The sequence below is a fragment of the Pseudorhizobium banfieldiae genome, assembly GCF_000967425.1.
Lineage (GTDB): Bacteria > Pseudomonadota > Alphaproteobacteria > Rhizobiales > Rhizobiaceae > Neorhizobium > Neorhizobium banfieldiae.
In genome coordinates this window covers 188,467-207,616 of the sequence record NZ_FO082821.1, presented here as the reverse complement: position 1 = coordinate 207,616, position 19,150 = coordinate 188,467, and the positions used below count along the sequence as shown (strand labels likewise).

Here is a 19,150-nt window from a genome sequence, read left to right as displayed (position 1 = left end):
AAGGGTGTGCATTGCCCTAAAAGACAGCAATCTAGCGGATGAATCTAGGATATCATTCGCCCTTTTTGCCTCCCTGGGGGCGACCACTTGGCGGCGCCGGATACTCGGTGCCGCCTCTTTTTCATGCAAGGCATGAGGGGCCCAGTTAAACATCGAACGCGACATTGACCCGAACAAATCGGGTCACCAGTGCAAGCGCTGGCAGAAAAGCGGGTACAGATGAACACAAGACAGGACGAAAGCACGGCGATTGCCCGTTTGGTCGGCGGCTCATCGAACTGGATATCAACGCCGAAGTAAAATCCGGCCACGTGGCGGCGCAAAACCAGGCCAGTCGTAGGGGCGCCGGCGGCATGTGGAGACCATTATTTTGGGGGCAGAGGAGGTCGGTCGTAGTTGCCGTCAAAATCTCGCCCGGAGTTGCACGGTGCGGACTGTGAGTATGATCGTTGGGTTGAAGTAACAGGCCATCTGTGAACAAGCATGCAGAATTGACCCCGTGGCGGGGGTGATCGGCATCCAAAAATGACCCCCTTGCACTGATGGTGATGATGCTCCCGAGGTTATCGGGGAGCACAGTGTGGGATGTTGGTCGTGGAGACGATTTCGAAGATCCGGCGGGCGTATTTTCAGGAGAAGAAGATCAAGGAGATCTGCCGCGAGTTCCGGGTTTCGCGGAACACCGTGCGCAAGGTGATCAGGTCCGGTATCACCGAACTGACCTATGAGCTCACCGTCCAGCCGTTTCCGAAGATCGGGCCGTGGACCGATGAACTGGACGAGATGCTTGCGGCCAATGCCCGGAAGGCGAAGCGTGACCGGCTGACCCTGATCAGGATTTTCGAGGAGTTGCGGGCTCGCGGGTATGATGGCGGCTACGACGCCGTCCGGCGGTATGCGGCATCCTGGAGTAAGGAAGAACGATCGGCATCAGCCGCAGCCTATGTTCCCCTGACCTTCGATCCCGGCGAAGCTTACCAGTTCGACTGGAGCCATGAGATCGTGCTCATCGACGGGGTCACGACCACGGTAAAGGTCGCCTATGTTCGCCTGTGTCACAGCCGCATGCTTTTTGTCCGGGCCTATCCTCGCGAGACGCAGGAGATGGTCTTTGATGCCCATGACAAGGCCTTCTCTTTTTTCGACGGCACCTGCACGCGGGGCATCTACGACAACATGAAGACGGCGGTGGACACGATCTTTGTCGGGCGCGACCGAGCCTACAACCGGCGATTCCAGCAAATGTGCGGTCACTACCTCGTCGATCCGGTCGCCTGCACCCCGGCTTCGGGCTGGGAGAAGGGTCAGGTCGAGAACTAGGTTGGCGTCGTGCGACGGCGGTTCTTCGTGCCGCGGCCGAGGTTCAAGAGCTACGCCGAGCTCAACGCCTGGCTCGAGGATCGCTGCGTGGCCTGGGCGAAGGCCAACCCCCACCCGGAACTCAAGGATCGAACGAACGGGGATGTCTTCCAGGCCGAGCGCGAGAGCCTGATTCCCTATGTGGGGTCTGATGCCGGAGGGGGCAGAATCCTACGCTCTCATGAGCGTTTTCAGGGTTCCTGACACGATTAAACTACCCCGCTGACACGGGTTGGTCAAAGATGTAGCCTGTGCAGGCGCTGGAGACGGTAGGCCGAACCGATGGTTATCATACTCTCATCCGCGGGTTGGTTACCGCCTGACCTGGTCCGATACGGGATTGCCTCTCTCTAAGAACGGATATGTTTCCCAACGTACTCCGAGGGTTTCCCTATCATTGGCCGCTGCCATCTCCAGCGTACTGCACAGGCATTCTGATCTGCCGAATTACGCTGGCAGAGGCGTCTTGCGAGCGATGTCCCAGATGAAGCCTGCCAGTTCACGCGCGATAGCAGCGAGCACTCGTGGCTGAGGTTTCCCTGTGTTTGACAGATGGCGGAACCGCTTGCAAAGCCGCGTTTGTGCCTTCCAGCCGATGTCCTTGATCTCCTGCGGCAGCTCCGCTGAGCGTTTCAGGAACTGTTGCCCCTCCTTGGGCGGGTGGCGATAGGACCATCCCGCTTCGACAAGCATCGTTCGGGCTAGGGCATTCCCGGTCTTTGTCAGGCGCCCACGTCGCGTGGTACTACCGCTAGAATGCTCGCTTGGGACCAACCCAAGCCAAGCCATCAGCTGGCGGGGGTTTTCAAAACGGGTGATGTCGCCAATTTCTGCAACCACTGTCGCCGCGATGATCGTGTTCACGCCTCGTAACGCGCGCAGCGCATCAACCACGGATGAAAAACGCCAGTCCTGAACTGCTTCATTGATTGCCAGATCCAGCGTCGCGACACGCGTCTCCGCCTGATCGACAGCGCGCTTCAACTCCTCGAATGCCAATTGCTGATAGGAGAAGCGGAAGCGACGCAGTTCAGCCAGCCATCGGCGGTGGCGCTTTGTCCAGTAGCTGCCATTCTCGTATCGCAACCCGTGCCGAAGCAGGAAGCTGAGCAGTTGTTGCTTGGCTACCTTCACGGCATCCATCGCCTGCTTGCGAGTGCGGATCAGGTCGCGCATGGCTTCCTGCTCCTCATCAGGCGTCCAGATCGGTGTCAGTTCCCCTGCACGCCACAACCGTGCGAGCATTTCAGCGTCCCGACGGTCCGTCTTCACACGATCCCCAGCCTTGCGGGGGATCATCGCGGGCGCAACAACGGCGCATTCAAAGCTGAGTTTCGTGAGAAGCCGATGCAGGCCATACCCACAGGGACCCGCCTCGTAGCAAAAGCTAGGTGTGTTGCCTGCAGCCGCAAGCTGCTTGGTCAGCCGCAAAACAGAATCGGCAGTATGCGCAATCGTGCCAAAAAACCGGATCTCACCGCCGCGGCCGTCCTGCGCAACGGCAACAGAAATCGTATCTTTATGAACGTCTAGTCCCACGTAAGTGACTTTTTTCATTCGCGTTTTCCTTTCAAACTACTCCGTGTTCGTCAGAAAACCACACTTGCGGCTCGCGCGCCGCAAAACGCTCATCTGGTCTAAGGAATAGCTTGGGCCGATTTCCGCTGTAGCGTCCTGTAGACGGTCGGCCTTGAGACCGAGAAGATCTCAGCGAGATCGCTGATAGAGTAGTCGCCGGAGGCGTGCATCCGGCCCAGTTCTTTTTGTTGTTTTTCCGAGAGTTTCGGCTGCTTTCCCCGGAGTTTGCCCCTAGCGCGGGCGATGGCCATACCTTCGCGGGTGCGCATGCGGATGAGGTCGGCCTCGAACTCGGCGAAAGTGGCGAGGATGTTGAAGAACATCTTTCCCATCGGGTCGGCCGGATCGTAGACCGATGCGCCGAGGGCAAGCTTGACGCCCTTCTTTTCCAACTGATCCGCGATGGCCCGGGCGTCTGGAACCGAGCGCGCGAGACGGTCGAGCTTCGGTACGACCAGCACATCGCCTGCGCGCACGGCAGCGAGAGCTTGGTCGAGACCGGGCCGGGCGCGGTTTGTGCCCGTCAAGCCGTGGTCGGTGTAGATGTGATCTTCGGTGACCCCAAGTTCTGCAAGGGCAGCGCGCTGCGCCGTCAGATCCTGACGGTCGGTGGAGCAGCGGGCATAGCCAATCTTGGTTGCGGTCATGCAGCGAGTGTACGGATAAGGGGCCGCATGTGCGAATCAAATCGTACCATCTATACGAGACGTGGCGGGGTGCGGTTTCCTTGCCGCCCTCCGCCACCTCGACCACGTCCGCTTATCGATCCCCTTACGGACGGTCGTCCATCACGATTTCCTGAAGGATCGCCATGCCAAGACGCAGCATTCTGACCGACCGCCAACGGGCGGCATTGTTCGACCTGCCGACCGATGACGCCTCGATGCTGCGCCACTACACGCTGGCAGACGACGATCTGGAGATCATCCATGCCCGTCGCCGCCCCCACAATCGCTTCGGTTTTGCGTTGCAACTCTGCGCCCTGCGATATCCCGGGCGGTTGTTGGCGCCGGGCGAGGTCATACCGCTGCCAGTCACGCGCTTTCTGGCCGCGCAACTTGGGATAAAGCCTGACGATCTGGCTGGCTACGCCGCCCGCGAGGAGACCCGGCATGAGCACCTGGCCATCTTGCGCGAGATCTACGGATACAAGATGTTCACCGGGCGGGGCGCTCGGGACCTGAAAACCTGGCTTGAGGATACCGCAGAAACCACTCGGTCGAACGAGGACCTGGCACGGCGCTTCGTCGAGCAGTGCCGGGCAAGCCAGACCATCCTGCCGGGGATCACGGTCATCGAGCGGCTTTGCGCGGATGCGCTCGTCGCGGCTGAACGGCGGGTCGATGCCCGGATCGCCGGTCGGCTGAACGATGACATGCGAACGCGGCTCGATGCCCTGTTGACCGATGGTGCGGGCGGCGCGGTCACGCGGTTCGTCTGGCTGCGTCAGTTCGAGATCGGGCGGAACTCGGCGGACATGAACCGCCTTCTGGACCGCCTGGAATACCTGCAGACCTTGGAACTGGCCGGGGCATTCTGGCTGACGTGCCTCCTCACCGGATTGCGCGCCTGCGCCGGCAGGGCGAGCGATACTTCGCGGGTGATCTGAGGGATATCTCGGGTGACCGCCGCCTCGCCATTCTTGCGGTCTGCGCGCTGGAATGGCGCAGTTCCATTGCCGACGCCGTTGTCGAGACCCATGACCGGATCGTCGGCAAGACGTGGCGCGAGGCGAAATCGCGATGTGACGCCCGGATGAACGATGCCAAATCTGCGCTGAAGGACACCCTGCAATCCTTCAAGACATTGGGCGCGGCGCTTCTGGAAGCGCATGAGGACCAAGCCTCCCTTGAAGAGGCCATCGGTACTGCGGGCGGCTGGTCATCCCTCAAAGGGCTTGTCGCCACGGCCGCCCAACTGACCGATACATTCGCCGCGGACCCGCTGGCGCATGTTGTTCACGGATATCATCGCTTCCGGCGTTATGCGCCGCGCATGCTGCGGGCGCTCGACATTTGTGCCGCGCCCGTGGCGGAACCGCTGCTGGCGGCAAGCAGGATCATCGCGGGCACGGAGACGACTGACGACCGACCGCTGACCTTCCTGCGCCGCACTTCAAAGTGGCATCGCCACCTGAATGGCGACGATGAGCACCGAGTATGGGAGGTCGCGGTCCTGTTCCATCTGCGCGACGCCTTCCGTTCCGGTGATATCTGGCTGGCGCATTCGCGAAGGTATGGCGACCTGAAGGACGCGCTTGTCCCGGTCGAGGCCGCCCGCGACACGCCGAGGCTGGCCATGCCGTTCGAGCCCGAAACCTGGCTGGCCGACCGAAAGGCGCGTCTGTCCGATGCTGTATGCCGACTGGCTCGCGCTGCAAAGGCCGGGGCCATACCGGGAGGTTCCATAGAGGATAGCACCTTGAAAATCGATCGGCTGACCGCAGCGGTTCCCGAGGAAGCCGACACCCTGGTGCTCGATCTCTATCACCGCCTGCCCGAAGTCAGGGTCACCGATCTCCTGCTCGAAGTGGATGCGGAGGTCGGCTTCACCGAGGCCTTTACCCATCTGCGCACCGGAGTGCCTTGCAAGGACAGGATTGGCCTGCTGAATGTCCTGCTTGCCGAGGGGCTGAATCTTGGCCTCAGCAAGATGGCCGGGGCCACGAACACGCACGACTTCTTCCAGCTCTCCCGCCTGTCGCGATGGCATGTCGAAAGCGACGCGATGGCTCGCGCCCTGGCCATGGTGATCGAAGGACAGTCGGCACTGCCGATGGCGCGCTTCTGGGGCGCCGGACAAACCGCTTCGAGCGACGGGCAATTCTTCCCGACAACGCGTCAGGGTGAGGCGATGAACCTGATCAACGCCAAGTACGGCCATGAACCCGGTCTGAAGGCCTATACCCATGTCTCCGACCAGTTCGGCCCTTTCGCCACACAGACCATTCCAGCCACCGTGAACGAGGCACCCTATATCCTTGACGGCCTGCTGATGACCGGTGCCGGCCAGAAGATCCGCGAACAGTATGCCGATACAGGTGGCTTCACGGACCATGTCTTCGCGGTCACCGCCCTGCTGGGATTCCAGTTCATACCCCGCATCCGCGACCTGCCGTCAAAGCGCCTTTACCTCTTCGATCCGGCAGCCTGCCCGAAAGAGCTGAAGGGGCTGATCGGGGGCACGATCAAGGAACGTCTTATCATGACAAACTGGCCTGATATCCTGCGCAGCGTGGCGACCATGGCGTCAGGGGCCATGCCTCCCAGCCAGCTCCTGCGGAAGTTTGCATCCTATCCCAGGCAACATGAGCTGGCGGTCGCTTTGCGGGAAATCGGACGGGTCGAACGGACGCTCTTCATCATCGACTGGCTGCTCGATGCCGACATGCAGCGCCGCGCCCAGATCGGCCTCAACAAGGGTGAGGCCCATCACGCCCTGAAGAACGCTCTCCGCATCGGCCGCCAGGGTGAAATCCGCGATCGCACCTCCGAAGGCCAGCACTTCCGCATGGCCGGGCTGAACCTCCTCGCCGCGATCGTCATCTACTGGAACACCAAGCATCTCGGTGTCGCCGTCTCCAATCGCCGCCGCGAAGGCCTGGACTGCTCTCCCCACCTCATGGCGCATATCTCGCCCCTCGGTTGGGCACATATCCTGCTCACTGGCGAATACAGATGGCCGAAACGGGCTTAGACCAGATGAGCGTTTTGCGGCGCGCGAGCCGCAAGTGTGGTTTTCTGACGAACACGGAGTAGTTTGAAAGGAAAACGCGAATGAAAAAAGTCACTTACGTGGGACTAGACGTTCATAAAGATACGATTTCTGTTGCCGTTGCGCAGGACGGCCGCGGCGGTGAGATCCGGTTTTTTGGCACGATTGCGCATACTGCCGATTCTGTTTTGCGGCTGACCAAGCAGCTTGCGGCTGCAGGCAACACACCTAGCTTTTGCTACGAGGCGGGTCCCTGTGGGTATGGCCTGCATCGGCTTCTCACGAAACTCAGCTTTGAATGCGCCGTTGTTGCGCCCGCGATGATCCCCCGCAAGGCTGGGGATCGTGTGAAGACGGACCGTCGGGACGCTGAAATGCTCGCACGGTTGTGGCGTGCAGGGGAACTGACACCGATCTGGACGCCTGATGAGGAGCAGGAAGCCATGCGCGACCTGATCCGCACTCGCAAGCAGGCGATGGATGCCGTGAAGGTAGCCAAGCAACAACTGCTCAGCTTCCTGCTTCGGCACGGGTTGCGATACGAGAATGGCAGCTACTGGACAAAGCGCCACCGCCGATGGCTGGCTGAACTGCGTCGCTTCCGCTTCTCCTATCAGCAATTGGCATTCGAGGAGTTGAAGCGCGCTGTCGATCAGGCGGAGACGCGTGTCGCGACGCTGGATCTGGCAATCAATGAAGCAGTTCAGGACTGGCGTTTTTCATCCGTGGTTGATGCGCTGCGCGCGTTACGAGGCGTGAACACGATCATCGCGGCGACAGTGGTTGCAGAAATTGGCGACATCACCCGTTTTGAAAACCCCCGCCAGCTGATGGCTTGGCTTGGGTTGGTCCCAAGCGAGCATTCTAGCGGTAGTACCACGCGACGTGGGCGCCTGACAAAGACCGGGAATGCCCTAGCCCGAACGATGCTTGTCGAAGCGGGATGGTCCTATCGCCACCCGCCCAAGGAGGGGCAACAGTTCCTGAAACGCTCAGCGGAGCTGCCGCAGGAGATCAAGGACATCGGCTGGAAGGCACAAACGCGGCTTTGCAAGCGGTTCCGCCATCTGTCAAACACAGGGAAACCTCAGCCACGAGTGCTCGCTGCTATCGCGCGTGAACTGGCAGGCTTCATCTGGGACATCGCTCGCAAGACGCCTCTGCCAGCGTAATTCGGCAGATCAGAATGCCTGTGCAGTACGCTGGAGATGGCAGCGGCCAATGATAGGGAAACCCTCGGAGTACGTTGGGAAACATATCCGTTCTTAGAGAGAGGCAATCCCGTATCGGACCAGGTCAGGCGGTAACCAACCCGCGGATGAGAGTATGATAACCATCGGTTCGGCCTACCGTCTCCAGCGCCTGCACAGGCTACATCTTTGACCAACCCGTGTCAGCGGGGTAGTTTAATCGTGTCAGGAACCCTGAAAACGCTCATGAGAGCGTAGGATTCTGCCCCCTCCGGCATCAGACCCCTGGGTGGTCCGGGCCTCCGGGGACTGACCGATGTTGCCGGCGAGGATGACGATGTTCTGCATTGTGGTTCTCCTGAGATTTCGCTGAAGGGACCATCCCTTCGACAAGACCCGTCAGAAGCCTGTCGGGAGACATCCGCACGGCGGGGCCAAGGGACCAGCCGGAAACCCCCGAGGGCCCGGGGTGGCGCGGGCAGCCCTGGCACAGGGCAACACGGCCCGGGCAGGAGTTGGGGTTGCGGGCAGGAAACCGAACAGGCTTAGGGGATTGTCAGTCGAAGGGAAGGTGCCTCAGCCGGATCTCTGGGGGAGAAACCCAAGCAGACAGGCTCAGACCGATCTCATCCGGCAACGTCAGGACCAGGATGGAAGACCCCGGGAAGGGAGAGTGGGATCACCGCGCCCACCTGACCCCCCTGCCCTGCGCCCCCGCTGATCTCTTGCCGCGCGGGCTCAGCACGAGGACGCCAGACGCATTGGATCAACCGGAGCACCCGATGCCTTATTTCAACCTGGCGGCCATGTCGCTCGCTGACCTGCGCGATTTGCAGACGTCCGTGGCCTCTGCCATTTCCACCTTCGAAGTGCGGCAAAAGGCGGAGACCCGCGCAAAGGTCGAGATGCTCGCCAAGGACCTCGGCTTCACCCTCGCCGAACTGGCGGAACTCGAGGAGCCAAAGCACAAGCGGGCGCCTTCGACGAAGATCTACCGGCATCCCGAGAACCCGACCCTCACTTGGTCCGGACGGGGACGCAAGCCGGGCTGGTATGCCGCCCACCTAGATGCAGGCAAGAACCCGGACGAGCTACTCGGCTGACTTGTCGGAACGATCGTCAAATCGACCGCCTCGGCTGAAATGCATTCTGCGATGGTGGCGTTGCCGACCTCGCGTCGGCGCCTACGAATCAGACGGCCACGACTTCCACGCTGACCTTGGTAATCTTGTGGAGCGTCACCGCACCCGGGGCGGCCTTAGCAGCGTCGAATAAAGCAAGGTTGATCCCCTCGCTCACGGAACTTCGATAGACGACACCATCATAGCCGACTTTCTTGATGAATTCGCATAGATATTGACTCGGGATATAGTCGATCGCCGCTCCACTCGGCAGGACGGGGCGGGTAAGCTCGTCACCAAGCCGCTCCAGAAACGCAATATCAGCGCGGAGTTGCCCGATAGCGCGAGCATCGGCGAGGAGAAACGGCGATACCAGCCCGCGAGGGTTTCGCAAGTCAACAGCGTTGAGAGGGGGGGGCACGGTAAAGTCGGCGACGCAAGCGACTTCCCCAGTATGCGGTCGGACCTCAGCGACAGCCGTCGGTGGCTGTGAGCCCAAATAAAGGTATGGGATTCCCGCTGGATTAGCCCGCCCGTGGGTTGCTTTGCGAGCGGGAGGCGCTCCCATCTCGCCGATCAAAAAGGGCTGCTCGCGATCAAGGATGCGGGCACGATACCAAGTCGTGGGCATGTCGTCGGCCGGGAGATGACCGAGCAGTTCACGCAAACGATCTGTATCAAGCACTTCATCAAGAAAGTAGCGGTTCTTCCACATCAACTCGTCGCGCAGCGTCTCCCAGCGAGCTAGCGCCTCACTGTGATAAGCGGCCGACGGCGAGAACTTTGCGCGGACGATATCGCCATCGTCTAGGATTTCACTGAGCAATTCCTTGGCATGGGCGTTGTCCATCGCCGGATGGCTAAAGAGGTCCCAATCGGTCTTGAGCCAGTCGACTAGGGTCTGGCCATCTGAGTCGGGTTCATACACGCTGATGAGGAGTTCGAAAACGTCGCGCAATGCAATCGGCTCGACGAGTGGCACTCCAACAGTCGCACAGTATCCGCAATTTCCTTCGCCGACGCTGAGGGTCGGAATGATATCACGGCGAAGGCCGCGGTCCCCAAAACAGTTGTGGCAGCACAACCTAGACATCGTGTCACCCTAGGAAGTTCGCCAGTGTCTCGATATGATGGTTCATCGACAGCTTCTTCACTGAGCCGAGCCCAGGGAAATGGCCCTTCTTGTGAAGATCACGAAACTCCTTGATCGCGCTGCTGTCGAAGAGGTGGGAGTTCCCGCCGTCCAGTTTCTTTATTAGCTTATCTAGTGCCTGCGCGAACTTACCCGCTGGGTCCGTCGGGGTGTCCTTCGTCGTCGAGACGAAATGATAGATATACATCACCTCGTCCGCATCGGGATCGATAAAGGTCAGGTGGATCGCGACCGCATAGGCCGGACCCCCGCCCTCAGTATAATCGTCGCCGACAATCAGAAAATCGCCGAAGCCATCCATATCCTCCTCTTCATAGGTTACATGGAGATCGGAGAAGAGTTCGACGGTCGGGTGGTCGGCGTTGCGGCGGCGCTCGAAACCGTCCCGCAGCAAAACACGTTTTGCCGCGCCTTTGAAATGCTTGCGGTATAGCTTGTGACAGTATTTCTCAAAAAAGACATGGCTCGTGTTGGCCAGCCCTTCACCGAGCTTTTCTGCGAGCGTTTTCGCCTCTGTAAAACCGGCGTGGATGAAACTTGGGGAGTGCGCCTTGTGCTTCTCATAACACGCCAGGGCGTCGTCGATGCTCATGTCGTTCTGTAGAAGGATTCCGGCAGTGATACCGCCCTTGCCGAGAAAGCTCTTTTCGAGCAGTGCTGTGATGCTTCCACCGTCTTCTGAGTGGTCGCCGTGGAACGGGTTGACGATGACGATCGCATTTCCCTTAGCGTTGCAGATTTCAGTAAGCGCACGTTCGAGCCCCTTAAGCGCCTCGCGAACAGGCTCAATGATCGGCACGAAGCCCGAGGCTGCCATTAGCGGCGCCATCTCGCGAATGGTGATCAACTCAAACTGCTTGCCGCGAAAATAGGGATGATACATGCTTTAGTCAGGCCCAGACCTTTGCCGCACAAAGCGGGGTGGAGACCGCCTCGACGATCCGACAGTGATCGGCGCGCCGGATTTGGATCGAAAGCGCGGCCGCATGCAGCGAGCGCGGCAGATGGTCAACAAGTTCACCAAGCGGAGCAAGGTCTCGGGTGCCCTTGAGAGTTGTCACCATTGCTTCATGAACGGCGGTCGGATCTAGCTCAGTGAAAACAGCTCGCATTGCTGCATGGCGCTGTGTGTTAGGAACACTGGGAATGGCAACCTTGAGGCGCTTTAGGATCGCCACGGCCTCCGCCGACCGCAGCGACTCGAATACTGTTGTCGGGCAGATACGGTCGGGCCGGTTCTCGGCCTCGCGCACCGTCGCAATGCGGTAACGCGATCCAAGCATCATCACGCCAACATCCTCTGAAACAGTGTCGAGCACGCCCTTAACGTGGCCTTCACTCGCGATCACATAGACCTTCGCGAAGACTTTCTTGTAATTTTCAATCTGGTTTGCGAGACGAGAAAGCGAGTCGCGCTCCGATTTGATTTCATAAACGGTCGCGGTCCCGTTCAAGATCGCAACGTCAGCCTTGCATGCACCAGCACGAAATTCGGTTAGCATGCACGCAGTGTTGAGCGAGTGCTTGCCCAAAAGGATGTTATGTGTGAGCGCCGAGCGGTAAACATATTCATCACGTCGGCCTTCCGCTCTTAGAATAGAAAAAACGGAGTCAAACGCATCTCCAACGGTAGTGTCGCCGACAAACCGATCTGCTAAGCCAGTTAGCTCAAAAAGACGGGCGAAGAGTGGCGATCGACCTTTTTTCGCCATTTCACGAAACACGGCCGACGAGAATATGCGCGTCATCGCCGAGAGCTGAGTTGGACGTAGTTCCACTGGTCCTCGCAACGCTACAGCGCTTCACCCAAGAAAGGACGTTCTTTCCAACGCCATAAATCACAGTAGCGGATCACTGCCGTCGAGGAAACCTCGATCTTTCGGCTGCGAGATGAAGTCGGCGAACGTGCTTTGTGCCGTTCCTCTTATTCGTGCCGTTTCCGTAAGCTGCGGGCACCGGCTCGAAGCATCAACGCAGGCTTTGGCGATGACACTATCAGGCGCGGAACGACCCCCTTTCGCATGCCAAACGGACCTAGGGCTCGTTTGTCAACCAACGGCAGCTTGGGACTGGACGCGGAAGTCTAGGGGGGGGGGCTCACGCCCCCCTCTCGAATTTCACGACCGGGATGCCGAGCTTCTTGGCCTTGTCGGCGAGGTTTTCCTGGATGCCATTGCCCGGGAAAACGAGGACGCCGACGGGCAGGACATCCAGCATGGCGTCGTTGCGCTTGAAGGGTGCGGCCTTGGCGTGCTTGGTCCAGTCGGGCTTGAAGGCGACCTGCGTCACGCCGCGAGCCTCTGCCCATTTGGCCGCGATGAGTTCGGTGCCCTTGGGGCTGCCACCGTGGAGAAGGACCATGTCGGGATACTTGGTCCGGACCTGATCCAGCTTGCCCCAGATCAGGCGGTGATCGTTGAAGTCGGTCCCGCCGGTGAGGGCCACCTTGGGACCTGCGGGCAACATCACCTCGGTCTCGGTGCGACGCTTGGCGGCAAGGAAGTCGCGGCTGTCGATCAGCGCGGCGGTCAGGTGCTGGTGGTTCACCATCGAGCCGGTGCGGGGCCGCCAGGTTGAACCCGTGTGGTGCCAGAACTCGGTGGCGGCGTGGTCGCGCATCATGTCCATGCAGTTCCGCCGTTCGGTCAGGGTTAGGCCCTCGGCCACCAGGCGCTCGAGCTCGGTGGATTTCACCTCGGAGCCGTCCTGTTCCCGCTGGAGGCGGCGCTGCCCCTGCTCGTTGTCGTCGAGCGACCGCTCGATCCGGGCCGTGGCGCGGTGGAAGAGATTGACCTGGCCCCAGAGCACTTCTTCGAGGTCGGGTTCAATCCGGGTGTCGGCGAGGCTCGCGACGAGGGCGTCGAAGATATCGGCGACAGCGCCCCGGAGACGGTCGGCATCCGGCATCGGGCGCGGATCGGGCTCGTCTTCGAAGGGGCGGTAGCCGTAGAGCTGCAACTCTTCCAGCGCATGGGCGGTCTGGGACGCGGTGTGGGTGGGCTCATAGCTGTCGTCGCGGGTCTGGAACGTCATCTTCTTCTTGCCTCCGGGCTCTTGGCGGTCCGCGCGTTCTCCCGCGCGGCCTTCATGGGCTGCGAAAGCCGTCACGGGGGACGACCCTTCACCCCCTCTTTGGGGCCGGAACACATGTGGAGGAGGACGGGGGGCGGCTGATTTGCCTTTCGCGATGCAAAGGCGGGGCTTGTCCCCGCCGGCGGAAAACAGTTGCCCCCCGTCCTTGAAGGGGCGGCGCCTTTGACGGCCGCCTGCCCATCTCTTGAAGGCCGTGCGGGGAATGCGGGGATCGACTGGCCCCTGAGGGAGGCAAAAGATGAAGGTCCAGAGCCGGGACAGGGGGATGCCCCCTGCCCCACTGTCCTGAGACTGCTCCCTTGCGCAGGACGAGTTGCTTCAGCGCTCCAGGCGCTTGCGATCCTCGGGCCCGATCTGCTCTGCCAGATGCTGACGCAGTGCTTCCGGTCCGTCGGCCCGGAGATCGTCGTTGAAATCCCCGAGCTTTGGTTCCAGCGCCCTAACGGCAATTCCGGCCTCAGTGGCTCTGGTGGTCAATCTCTCCGCCGCGCGACGCCCCGCCGGATCGCGGTCAATGGCAATGTAGAGGCGCTGCAATCCCTCCGGCAGCAGGACGGCTCCAAGGTGAGAAGACGAGAGCGCCGCCCAGACAGGGAGGCCGGGGGCCGCCTCTCGAACGGAGAGCATGGTCTCGATGCCTTCGCCAACGACGAGGATGTCATCACTCGGGGTCAGCCTGACGGCATTGCCCAGGAGGTGACCCATCGCCCGCCGCTGGACCTCGACAGGCGCCTTGTCCTTTCCGTCTTGCGCGAGCCAGGTGCGGTGTGCGCCTTGCAGGACCCCTGCCCCATCGGTGACCACAGCGATCAGTGCCGGTCTGTGGGTGGATTTGGTCTGACCCTCATCCCGATGCCAGCACTTCGGGTGGAAGCGAAGGGCCGTGCTTGAGACCGGCAAAGTGATGCCCCGGCTCAGGAGATAGGTTTCGGCAAGACTGCCTGCGACCGGCACCGAGGCTGCAAACAAGCGAGCGGCGGCTTCTGGTGTTCCGCCCGGGGGCTTCGGCTTCTTGGGGGATGGTCCATCCGGGACGACCGGCGCCGGACGGCCAAGATGCGCGCGCGCCTCGGCGAGAAGGTCGGGGAAGCGGGTGATCCCCGTCCGCTCTCTGATGATGTCAAGGAGATCACCATGCTCACCTGTTGCGCCGTCCGTCCAGCGACCGCTGGACCCCGGCCCCGAGGTTGGCCCTATGAGCCGCACGAAGAGCGAGCGGCCGGGGTTGTTCTGCAGATCGCCCACCATCCAGTAGGAGCCTTCCCGCCTGCCAGCGGGAAGGTAATGACGACAAACGCTTTCGGCATTCTGCGCAAGTTCGCGCAAGAGATTCTCTGTTTCCAATGACATGAGCACACCAATCAACCATTGCGTGCATGTAGGCCGGTGACCGGGATGCGTGCAAGCAGGCGCTCCAGGACGGCGATGCCGCTGGTGTCTGTCGGGCAGAACAGGCGTAACTTCCAGCTGATGATCTCCGAGAAGAAGCCGTCAGCCTTAAGTCGGTCTTTGGCGGCCTCGGAGAAACCGGAAAGCTCGATCCGGTTCACCCCCATGACCCGGGAGCGGTAGAGTTCCATTCCCTCGGCCAACCGCGCCACGGTCTTGCCCTCGAGAACGAGGGCATGGACCTGCGCCGCCGAGAGCGTTGGCGCGTCGGCGGCGAGCGTGGTCGCGACCCAGGCGGGCGAGACGCGGCGGCCGATGATGCGCTGACCCTCATCGGTCTGCAGCCGGTAGACGCGGGTTTCGTCCTGGGGAAGCTGCTTCCAGATCGGCAGCAGAAGACCCGCGACGATGTGCAGCGTGGCTTCGGAAAACTCTGGCACCTCAGCCAGTTCGGCGGTCCAGGCGGCGGCGAAGGCCGCGCGGTCAGCCTCGAGCCAGTTTGTGTCCTCCATGATCTTGGCCGGGAGGGTGCCGGTCTCCGTCGGACGGATCAGCCGCAGGCGCGGTTCGATGGTGCCATCATCCAGCATCAGGCTAGTAGCTGGCACCTGCACCGCCGCCCGACCCGAGCGGCTGTTGACCAGCAGGCGTGCCTTCGGGTCGTTGAGCCAATCGAGGGCATCCGCGAGAGAAGTCGGCGTGTTGCGCCGCTTTTCCGCGATGGTCAGGAGCTGGGACTCGGTACCGGACCCGGGACGGGTGTAGATGACGCGCGCATCCGTGACGCGGAAGCTCTCGGCACGCAGCGTCTCGAGCCCGAGATCATAGATCCCGGCGGCGATGGCCCCCTCGATCCGTTGGTCTAGAAGCTCCTCGAAAGCCGAGAAGAGCACGGCCTGCATGTCGATCGTCAGCGCCAGCAGGCGATTGAGGAAGGTCGTGATGGGTGGCAGATCGTCCTTCAGCCCGTTGTCATCGGTCAGGCTGAGGCCCGTCGCATCCTCGAAGGCCCCGAGCGAGCTGCCCGCGACATCGCCGCGATAGATGCGGCGGTAGAGCTGACGCAGGGCATCCCGAGCGTAAGGCGACTCGAGGTTGTCCTCTGGCCTGAACAGCCCCTGCCCGCCGGTCTGGCGCTGGCCGCGCGTGATGGCGCCGAGCGTGTCGAGGCGGCGGGCGATGGTCGAGAGGAAGCGCTTCTCTGCTTTCACATCCGTGGCGACCGGCCGGAACAGCGGCGGCTGCGCCTGGTTGGTGCGGTTGGTCCGTCCCAAACCTTGGATGGCCGCATCGGCCTTCCAGCCGGGCTCGAGGAGGTAATGAACCCGCAGACGCTGGTTCTTGGCCCCAAGATCGGCATGGTAGCTGCGCCCTGTGCCACCGGCATCCGAGAAGATCAGGATCCGCTTCTGGTCGTCCATGAAGGCGGCGGTCTCGGACAGGTTGGACGAGCCAGCCCGGCTTTCCACGACAAGGCGGGCCGCAGGACCCTCGCCCTTCCGCACGATGCGACGCGAGCGACCAGTGACTTCTGCCACAAGATCGGTGCCGAAGCGCTGCACGATCTGGTCGAGCGCCCCCGGGACGGGCGGCAGTGACGCCAGATGCTCGATCAGCGCGTCGCGCCGTCGCACGGCCTCGCGGCATTCGACCGGCTGGCCGTCGCGGACGACGGGCCGGGAGGAGAGGTTGCCCTCGCTGTCGGTGAAAGGCTCGTAGAGCTGCACCGGGAAGGAATGAGCAAGGTAATCAAGACACGCCTCCCTGGGCGTGATGTCGATCCTGACATCGTTCCACTCATCGGTGGGAATGTCGGCGAGGCGGCGCTCCATCAACGCCTCGCCCGTTGAGACGATCTGGATGACGGCGGCATGGCCCGCCGCGAGATCGGCCTCGATGCTGGAAATCAGGGTGGGGGTTTTCATCGAGGTGAGCAAATGGCCGAAGAAGCGCTGCTTGGCAGACTCGAAGGCCGAGCGGGCGGCAGATTTGGCCTGTCGGTTCAGCGTACCAGCCTCACCTGTGATATTGGCCGCCTCCAAAGCTGCGGCCAAATTTCTGTGAATCACGCCGAAGGCGAGCGCGTATGCATCGTAGATGCCGCGCTGCTCGGGGGTCAGGGCATGCTCCAGCATCTCGTATTCGACGCCGTCATATGAGAGCGACCGGGCGGTGTAGAGCCCGAGCGAGCGCAGGTCACGGGCGAGGACTTCCATCGCGGCAACGCCGCCCGCTTCGATGGCTTCGACGAATTCAGCGCGGGTGGCGAAGGGGAGTGAAGGATGGTGCCCCAAGGGGGCAGGCGAAGCTCCAGTGGAGCTTTGCCAATCCTGAACGCCCGGAGCGCAAGCGGAGGGCCCGACCCCACCCCAGAGGCCGAGCCGCTGCGCATAGGCGAGATTGTGGACCGTCGTCGCCCCCGTGGCAGAGACATAGACCACGCGGGCATTGGGCAGCTTGTGCTGAAGGCGCAGGCCCGCCCGACCCTGCTGCGAGGCCTCGGTATCGCCGCGCTCGCCCTTCGATCCGGCGGCATTTGCCATGGCGTGGCTTTCATCAAAGAGGATCACGCCGTCGAAATCCGCCCCGAGCCAGCCCACAATCTGATCGACGCGGGACTTCTTAGCGCCGCGCTCTTCGGACCGCAGCGTGGCATAGGTGGTGAAGAGGATGCCTTCGGCGAGCGGGATGTCGCGACCTTGGGCGAAGCGCGAGAGCGGGGTCACCAGCAGGCGCTCCTGACCCAGGGCCGACCAGTCGCGTTGCGCATCCTCGAGAAGCTTGTCGCTCTTCGAAATCCAGAGCGCCTTGCGGCGGCCCTGGCACCAGTTGTCGAGCAGGATCCCGGCCGACTGGCGGCCCTTGCCCGCGCCGGTGCCGTCTCCGAGGAAGAAGCCACGGCGGAAGCGGACGGAGTCAATGTCATTGTCCGGCGCTGCTGAGACCATGTCGCCGGCCTCATCGACGCACCACGATCCGGCAAGATGCGCGCCATGCGCCTCGCCCGCATAGATCACGGTCTCGAGCTGGGCGTCGGACAGAAGGCCATTGCGCAAGACGGTGGTGGGCAGCTTGGGGCGGTAGCTGGGTTTCGGGGGCGCGACGGAAGCCATGGCGGCGGACTGCACCAGCTTGGTCGGGTGCGGTGCCGCGCCGGGGATTTCGATGGCCTGAAGGCGGAAGGTCTCGTAGATGGCGTCGGACAGGCGCGCAGCGCCGAAATCGTCCATCGTCTGACGCAGAGTGTAGGCGAGGTCTTCGGCATCCGGCGCGGCGACATTCGCATCGGTCTTGGCCGACGGCGTTGTATGCGAGCGTCGAGTGGCAGTGCCGGACGCACGGGCAGGAATCCCCCGGAAAGAGGAAGTGGGATGGATCCGGGCGACCGTGCCCGCATCCAACTCGAGGCGCGGCGGGACTTTGGCCGCAATCCGAGACAGGAGCTGCGACACGTCAGAAGACATGGGTTGGCTCAGATTTGCGGTGATGCCGCCCAACTCGCCACCACGGCATTTGTCGAAGACCGAAATGCGCGTCTCGAAGCTGGTGCCGTGTTTGGCAAAGGCCGAGCCCGACACCGCGCCGGTGAAGACGAGATGCGCGGTCTCGGTCAGGCGGCCGAAGGTCTCGGACCAGGCCGGAGCGTCAGGGGCGAAGCCCGCCCCGGTGATGGCCACCAGCCGTCCACCGGGAGCAAGGCGGGCAAGGGCCGAGCGGAGATGCCGCGCCGTCGCCTCGGTCGTCCGGCCATCGACATTGGCCACGGCCGAGAACGGCGGGTTCATCAGGATGACGCTCGGGCACAGGCTCGTGTCGAGATGATCGTCGATCTGCGCGGCGTCGAAGGTGGTGACGGGTCGCCCCGGAAAGAGGAGGCGCAGAAGATCAGCGCGGGTCTCGGCCAGTTCGTTCAGGGCGAGGCTGCCGCCCGAAATTTCCGCGAGGACAGCCAGAAGTCCGGTCCCGGCAGAAGGCTCGAGGACCACATCGCGGGGCGTAATCTGCGCGGCGGCAAGGGCCGCGAGTCCCATGAGCAGCGGCGTCGAGAACTGCTGGTAGAGCTCCATTTCTTCCGAGCGCCGCGTATGCGTGGGCAGGAGGGCCGACACCCGGGTCAGGATCGGAAGCAAGGCCGCGGGCGATCCGGCCCGCGCGAGAAGCGCACGGCCAAACTTCCGCAGGAAGAGGACGAGCGCGGCTTCGCCAGCCTCATAGGCCAGTTTCCAGTCCCAGGCCCCCGCCGCATCGGAGCGGCCGAAGGCGCGCTCCATCTCGGCGCGCAGCAGGCCGGTGTCGATAGGCTGGCCCGCCGAAAGCGCGGGCTGCAACGCTTCAGCGACGGCGAGGATTTGGGTGACGGTGCAAGGCGGAGCGAACAGCGCGGCAATCGGCACATTCGGTACGGTCAAAGACCAAAGTTCATTCATCGGAGAAACCTCAGGAGAGCAGAAGGGGTCATTTCCGCGCGGCGCTCTCTCTCATCCGCCGGAACCTGGCCCCTTCCGGCCACCCTCTCACTCCCTTCCTCGCACCAGGGACTGTTGCCCGTATGG

General features: G+C 62.1%; 10 protein-coding genes and 2 pseudogenes. 4 read left to right on the top strand and 8 right to left on the bottom strand.

Features of this window, described 5'->3' with window-relative positions; genetic code table 11:
• Positions 1 to 585 precede the first annotated feature (585 nt).
• Positions 586 to 1,506, top strand: a pseudogene (gene istA / locus NT26_RS21490) (IS21 family transposase); the annotation flags it as partial.
• Between the two features lie 300 nt (positions 1,507 to 1,806).
• On the opposite strand, the gene NT26_RS21485 reads toward istA, so the two are convergent.
• A complete protein-coding gene (locus tag NT26_RS21485) occupies positions 1,807 to 2,916 on the bottom strand; it encodes an IS110 family RNA-guided transposase (RefSeq protein WP_052642759.1) in 1,110 nt (369 codons plus the stop codon).
• 80 nt (positions 2,917 to 2,996) lie between these two features.
• Positions 2,997 to 3,584 (bottom strand): recombinase family protein, encoded by a 588-nt coding sequence (locus NT26_RS21480; RefSeq protein WP_052642761.1) that lies wholly within the window; start codon positions 3,582 to 3,584, stop codon positions 2,997 to 2,999.
• A gap of 164 nt (positions 3,585 to 3,748) precedes the next feature.
• On the opposite strand from NT26_RS21480, the pseudogene NT26_RS21475 reads away from it, so the two are divergent.
• The 3 genes and pseudogenes from NT26_RS21475 to NT26_RS21465 all read left to right on the top strand — a co-directional run bounded on the left by NT26_RS21475 (position 3,749) and on the right by NT26_RS21465 (position 8,944).
• Positions 3,749 to 6,633: pseudogene (locus tag NT26_RS21475) on the top strand (Tn3-like element ISRsp12 family transposase).
• Between the two features lie 80 nt (positions 6,634 to 6,713).
• A complete protein-coding gene (locus NT26_RS21470; RefSeq protein WP_052642759.1) occupies positions 6,714 to 7,823 on the top strand; it encodes an IS110 family RNA-guided transposase in 1,110 nt (369 codons plus the stop codon).
• 800 nt (positions 7,824 to 8,623) lie between these two features.
• Complete coding sequence (locus NT26_RS21465; RefSeq protein WP_052642757.1) at positions 8,624 to 8,944, top strand: H-NS histone family protein; 321 nt, start codon at positions 8,624 to 8,626, stop codon at positions 8,942 to 8,944.
• Between the two features lie 88 nt (positions 8,945 to 9,032).
• On the opposite strand, the gene NT26_RS21460 is transcribed toward NT26_RS21465, so the two are convergent.
• The 6 genes from NT26_RS21460 to NT26_RS21435 form a co-directional block, all read right to left on the bottom strand.
• Positions 9,033 to 10,055, bottom strand: a complete 1,023-nt coding sequence (locus tag NT26_RS21460; RefSeq protein ID WP_052642755.1) for an RES family NAD+ phosphorylase — start codon at positions 10,053 to 10,055, stop codon at positions 9,033 to 9,035.
• 4 nt (positions 10,056 to 10,059) lie between these two features.
• Positions 10,060 to 10,998: a sce7725 family protein gene (locus NT26_RS21455; protein ID WP_052642753.1), complete on the bottom strand. Its 939-nt coding sequence runs from the start codon at positions 10,996 to 10,998 to the stop codon at positions 10,060 to 10,062.
• A gap of 7 nt (positions 10,999 to 11,005) precedes the next feature.
• Positions 11,006 to 11,863 (bottom strand): sce7726 family protein, encoded by an 858-nt coding sequence (locus tag NT26_RS21450; RefSeq protein ID WP_052642751.1) that lies wholly within the window; start codon positions 11,861 to 11,863, stop codon positions 11,006 to 11,008.
• A 349-nt stretch (positions 11,864 to 12,212) separates the two neighbouring features.
• Positions 12,213 to 13,148, bottom strand: coding sequence for a DUF2493 domain-containing protein (locus NT26_RS21445; protein WP_052642969.1), 936 nt, complete (start codon positions 13,146 to 13,148; stop codon positions 12,213 to 12,215).
• Between the two features lie 378 nt (positions 13,149 to 13,526).
• Positions 13,527 to 14,558 carry a DUF7146 domain-containing protein gene (locus tag NT26_RS21440; RefSeq protein WP_052642749.1) on the bottom strand — a complete coding sequence of 344 codons (1,032 nt, stop codon included), beginning with the start codon at positions 14,556 to 14,558 and terminating at the stop codon, positions 13,527 to 13,529.
• Between the two features lie 11 nt (positions 14,559 to 14,569).
• Positions 14,570 to 19,024, bottom strand: coding sequence for a bifunctional class I SAM-dependent methyltransferase/DEAD/DEAH box helicase (locus NT26_RS21435; RefSeq protein WP_052642747.1), 4,455 nt, complete (start codon positions 19,022 to 19,024; stop codon positions 14,570 to 14,572).
• Positions 19,025 to 19,150 lie beyond the last annotated feature (126 nt).

Bases quoted from the DNA above. Each gene is read 5' to 3' on its own strand.
- NT26_RS21485 (WP_052642759.1), bottom strand. From the start codon at position 2,916: ATGAAAAAAGTCACTTACGTGGGACTAGACGTTCATAAAGATACGATT.
- NT26_RS21480 (WP_052642761.1), bottom strand. From the start codon at position 3,584: ATGACCGCAACCAAGATTGGCTATGCCCGCTGCTCCACCGACCGTCAG.
- NT26_RS21470 (WP_052642759.1), top strand. From the start codon at position 6,714: ATGAAAAAAGTCACTTACGTGGGACTAGACGTTCATAAAGATACGATT.
- NT26_RS21465 (WP_052642757.1), top strand. From the start codon at position 8,624: ATGCCTTATTTCAACCTGGCGGCCATGTCGCTCGCTGACCTGCGCGAT.
- NT26_RS21460 (WP_052642755.1), bottom strand. From the start codon at position 10,055: ATGTCTAGGTTGTGCTGCCACAACTGTTTTGGGGACCGCGGCCTTCGC.
- NT26_RS21455 (WP_052642753.1), bottom strand. From the start codon at position 10,998: ATGTATCATCCCTATTTTCGCGGCAAGCAGTTTGAGTTGATCACCATT.
- NT26_RS21450 (WP_052642751.1), bottom strand. From the start codon at position 11,863: ATGACGCGCATATTCTCGTCGGCCGTGTTTCGTGAAATGGCGAAAAAA.
- NT26_RS21445 (WP_052642969.1), bottom strand. From the start codon at position 13,148: ATGACGTTCCAGACCCGCGACGACAGCTATGAGCCCACCCACACCGCG.
- NT26_RS21440 (WP_052642749.1), bottom strand. From the start codon at position 14,558: ATGTCATTGGAAACAGAGAATCTCTTGCGCGAACTTGCGCAGAATGCC.
- NT26_RS21435 (WP_052642747.1), bottom strand. From the start codon at position 19,024: ATGAATGAACTTTGGTCTTTGACCGTACCGAATGTGCCGATTGCCGCG.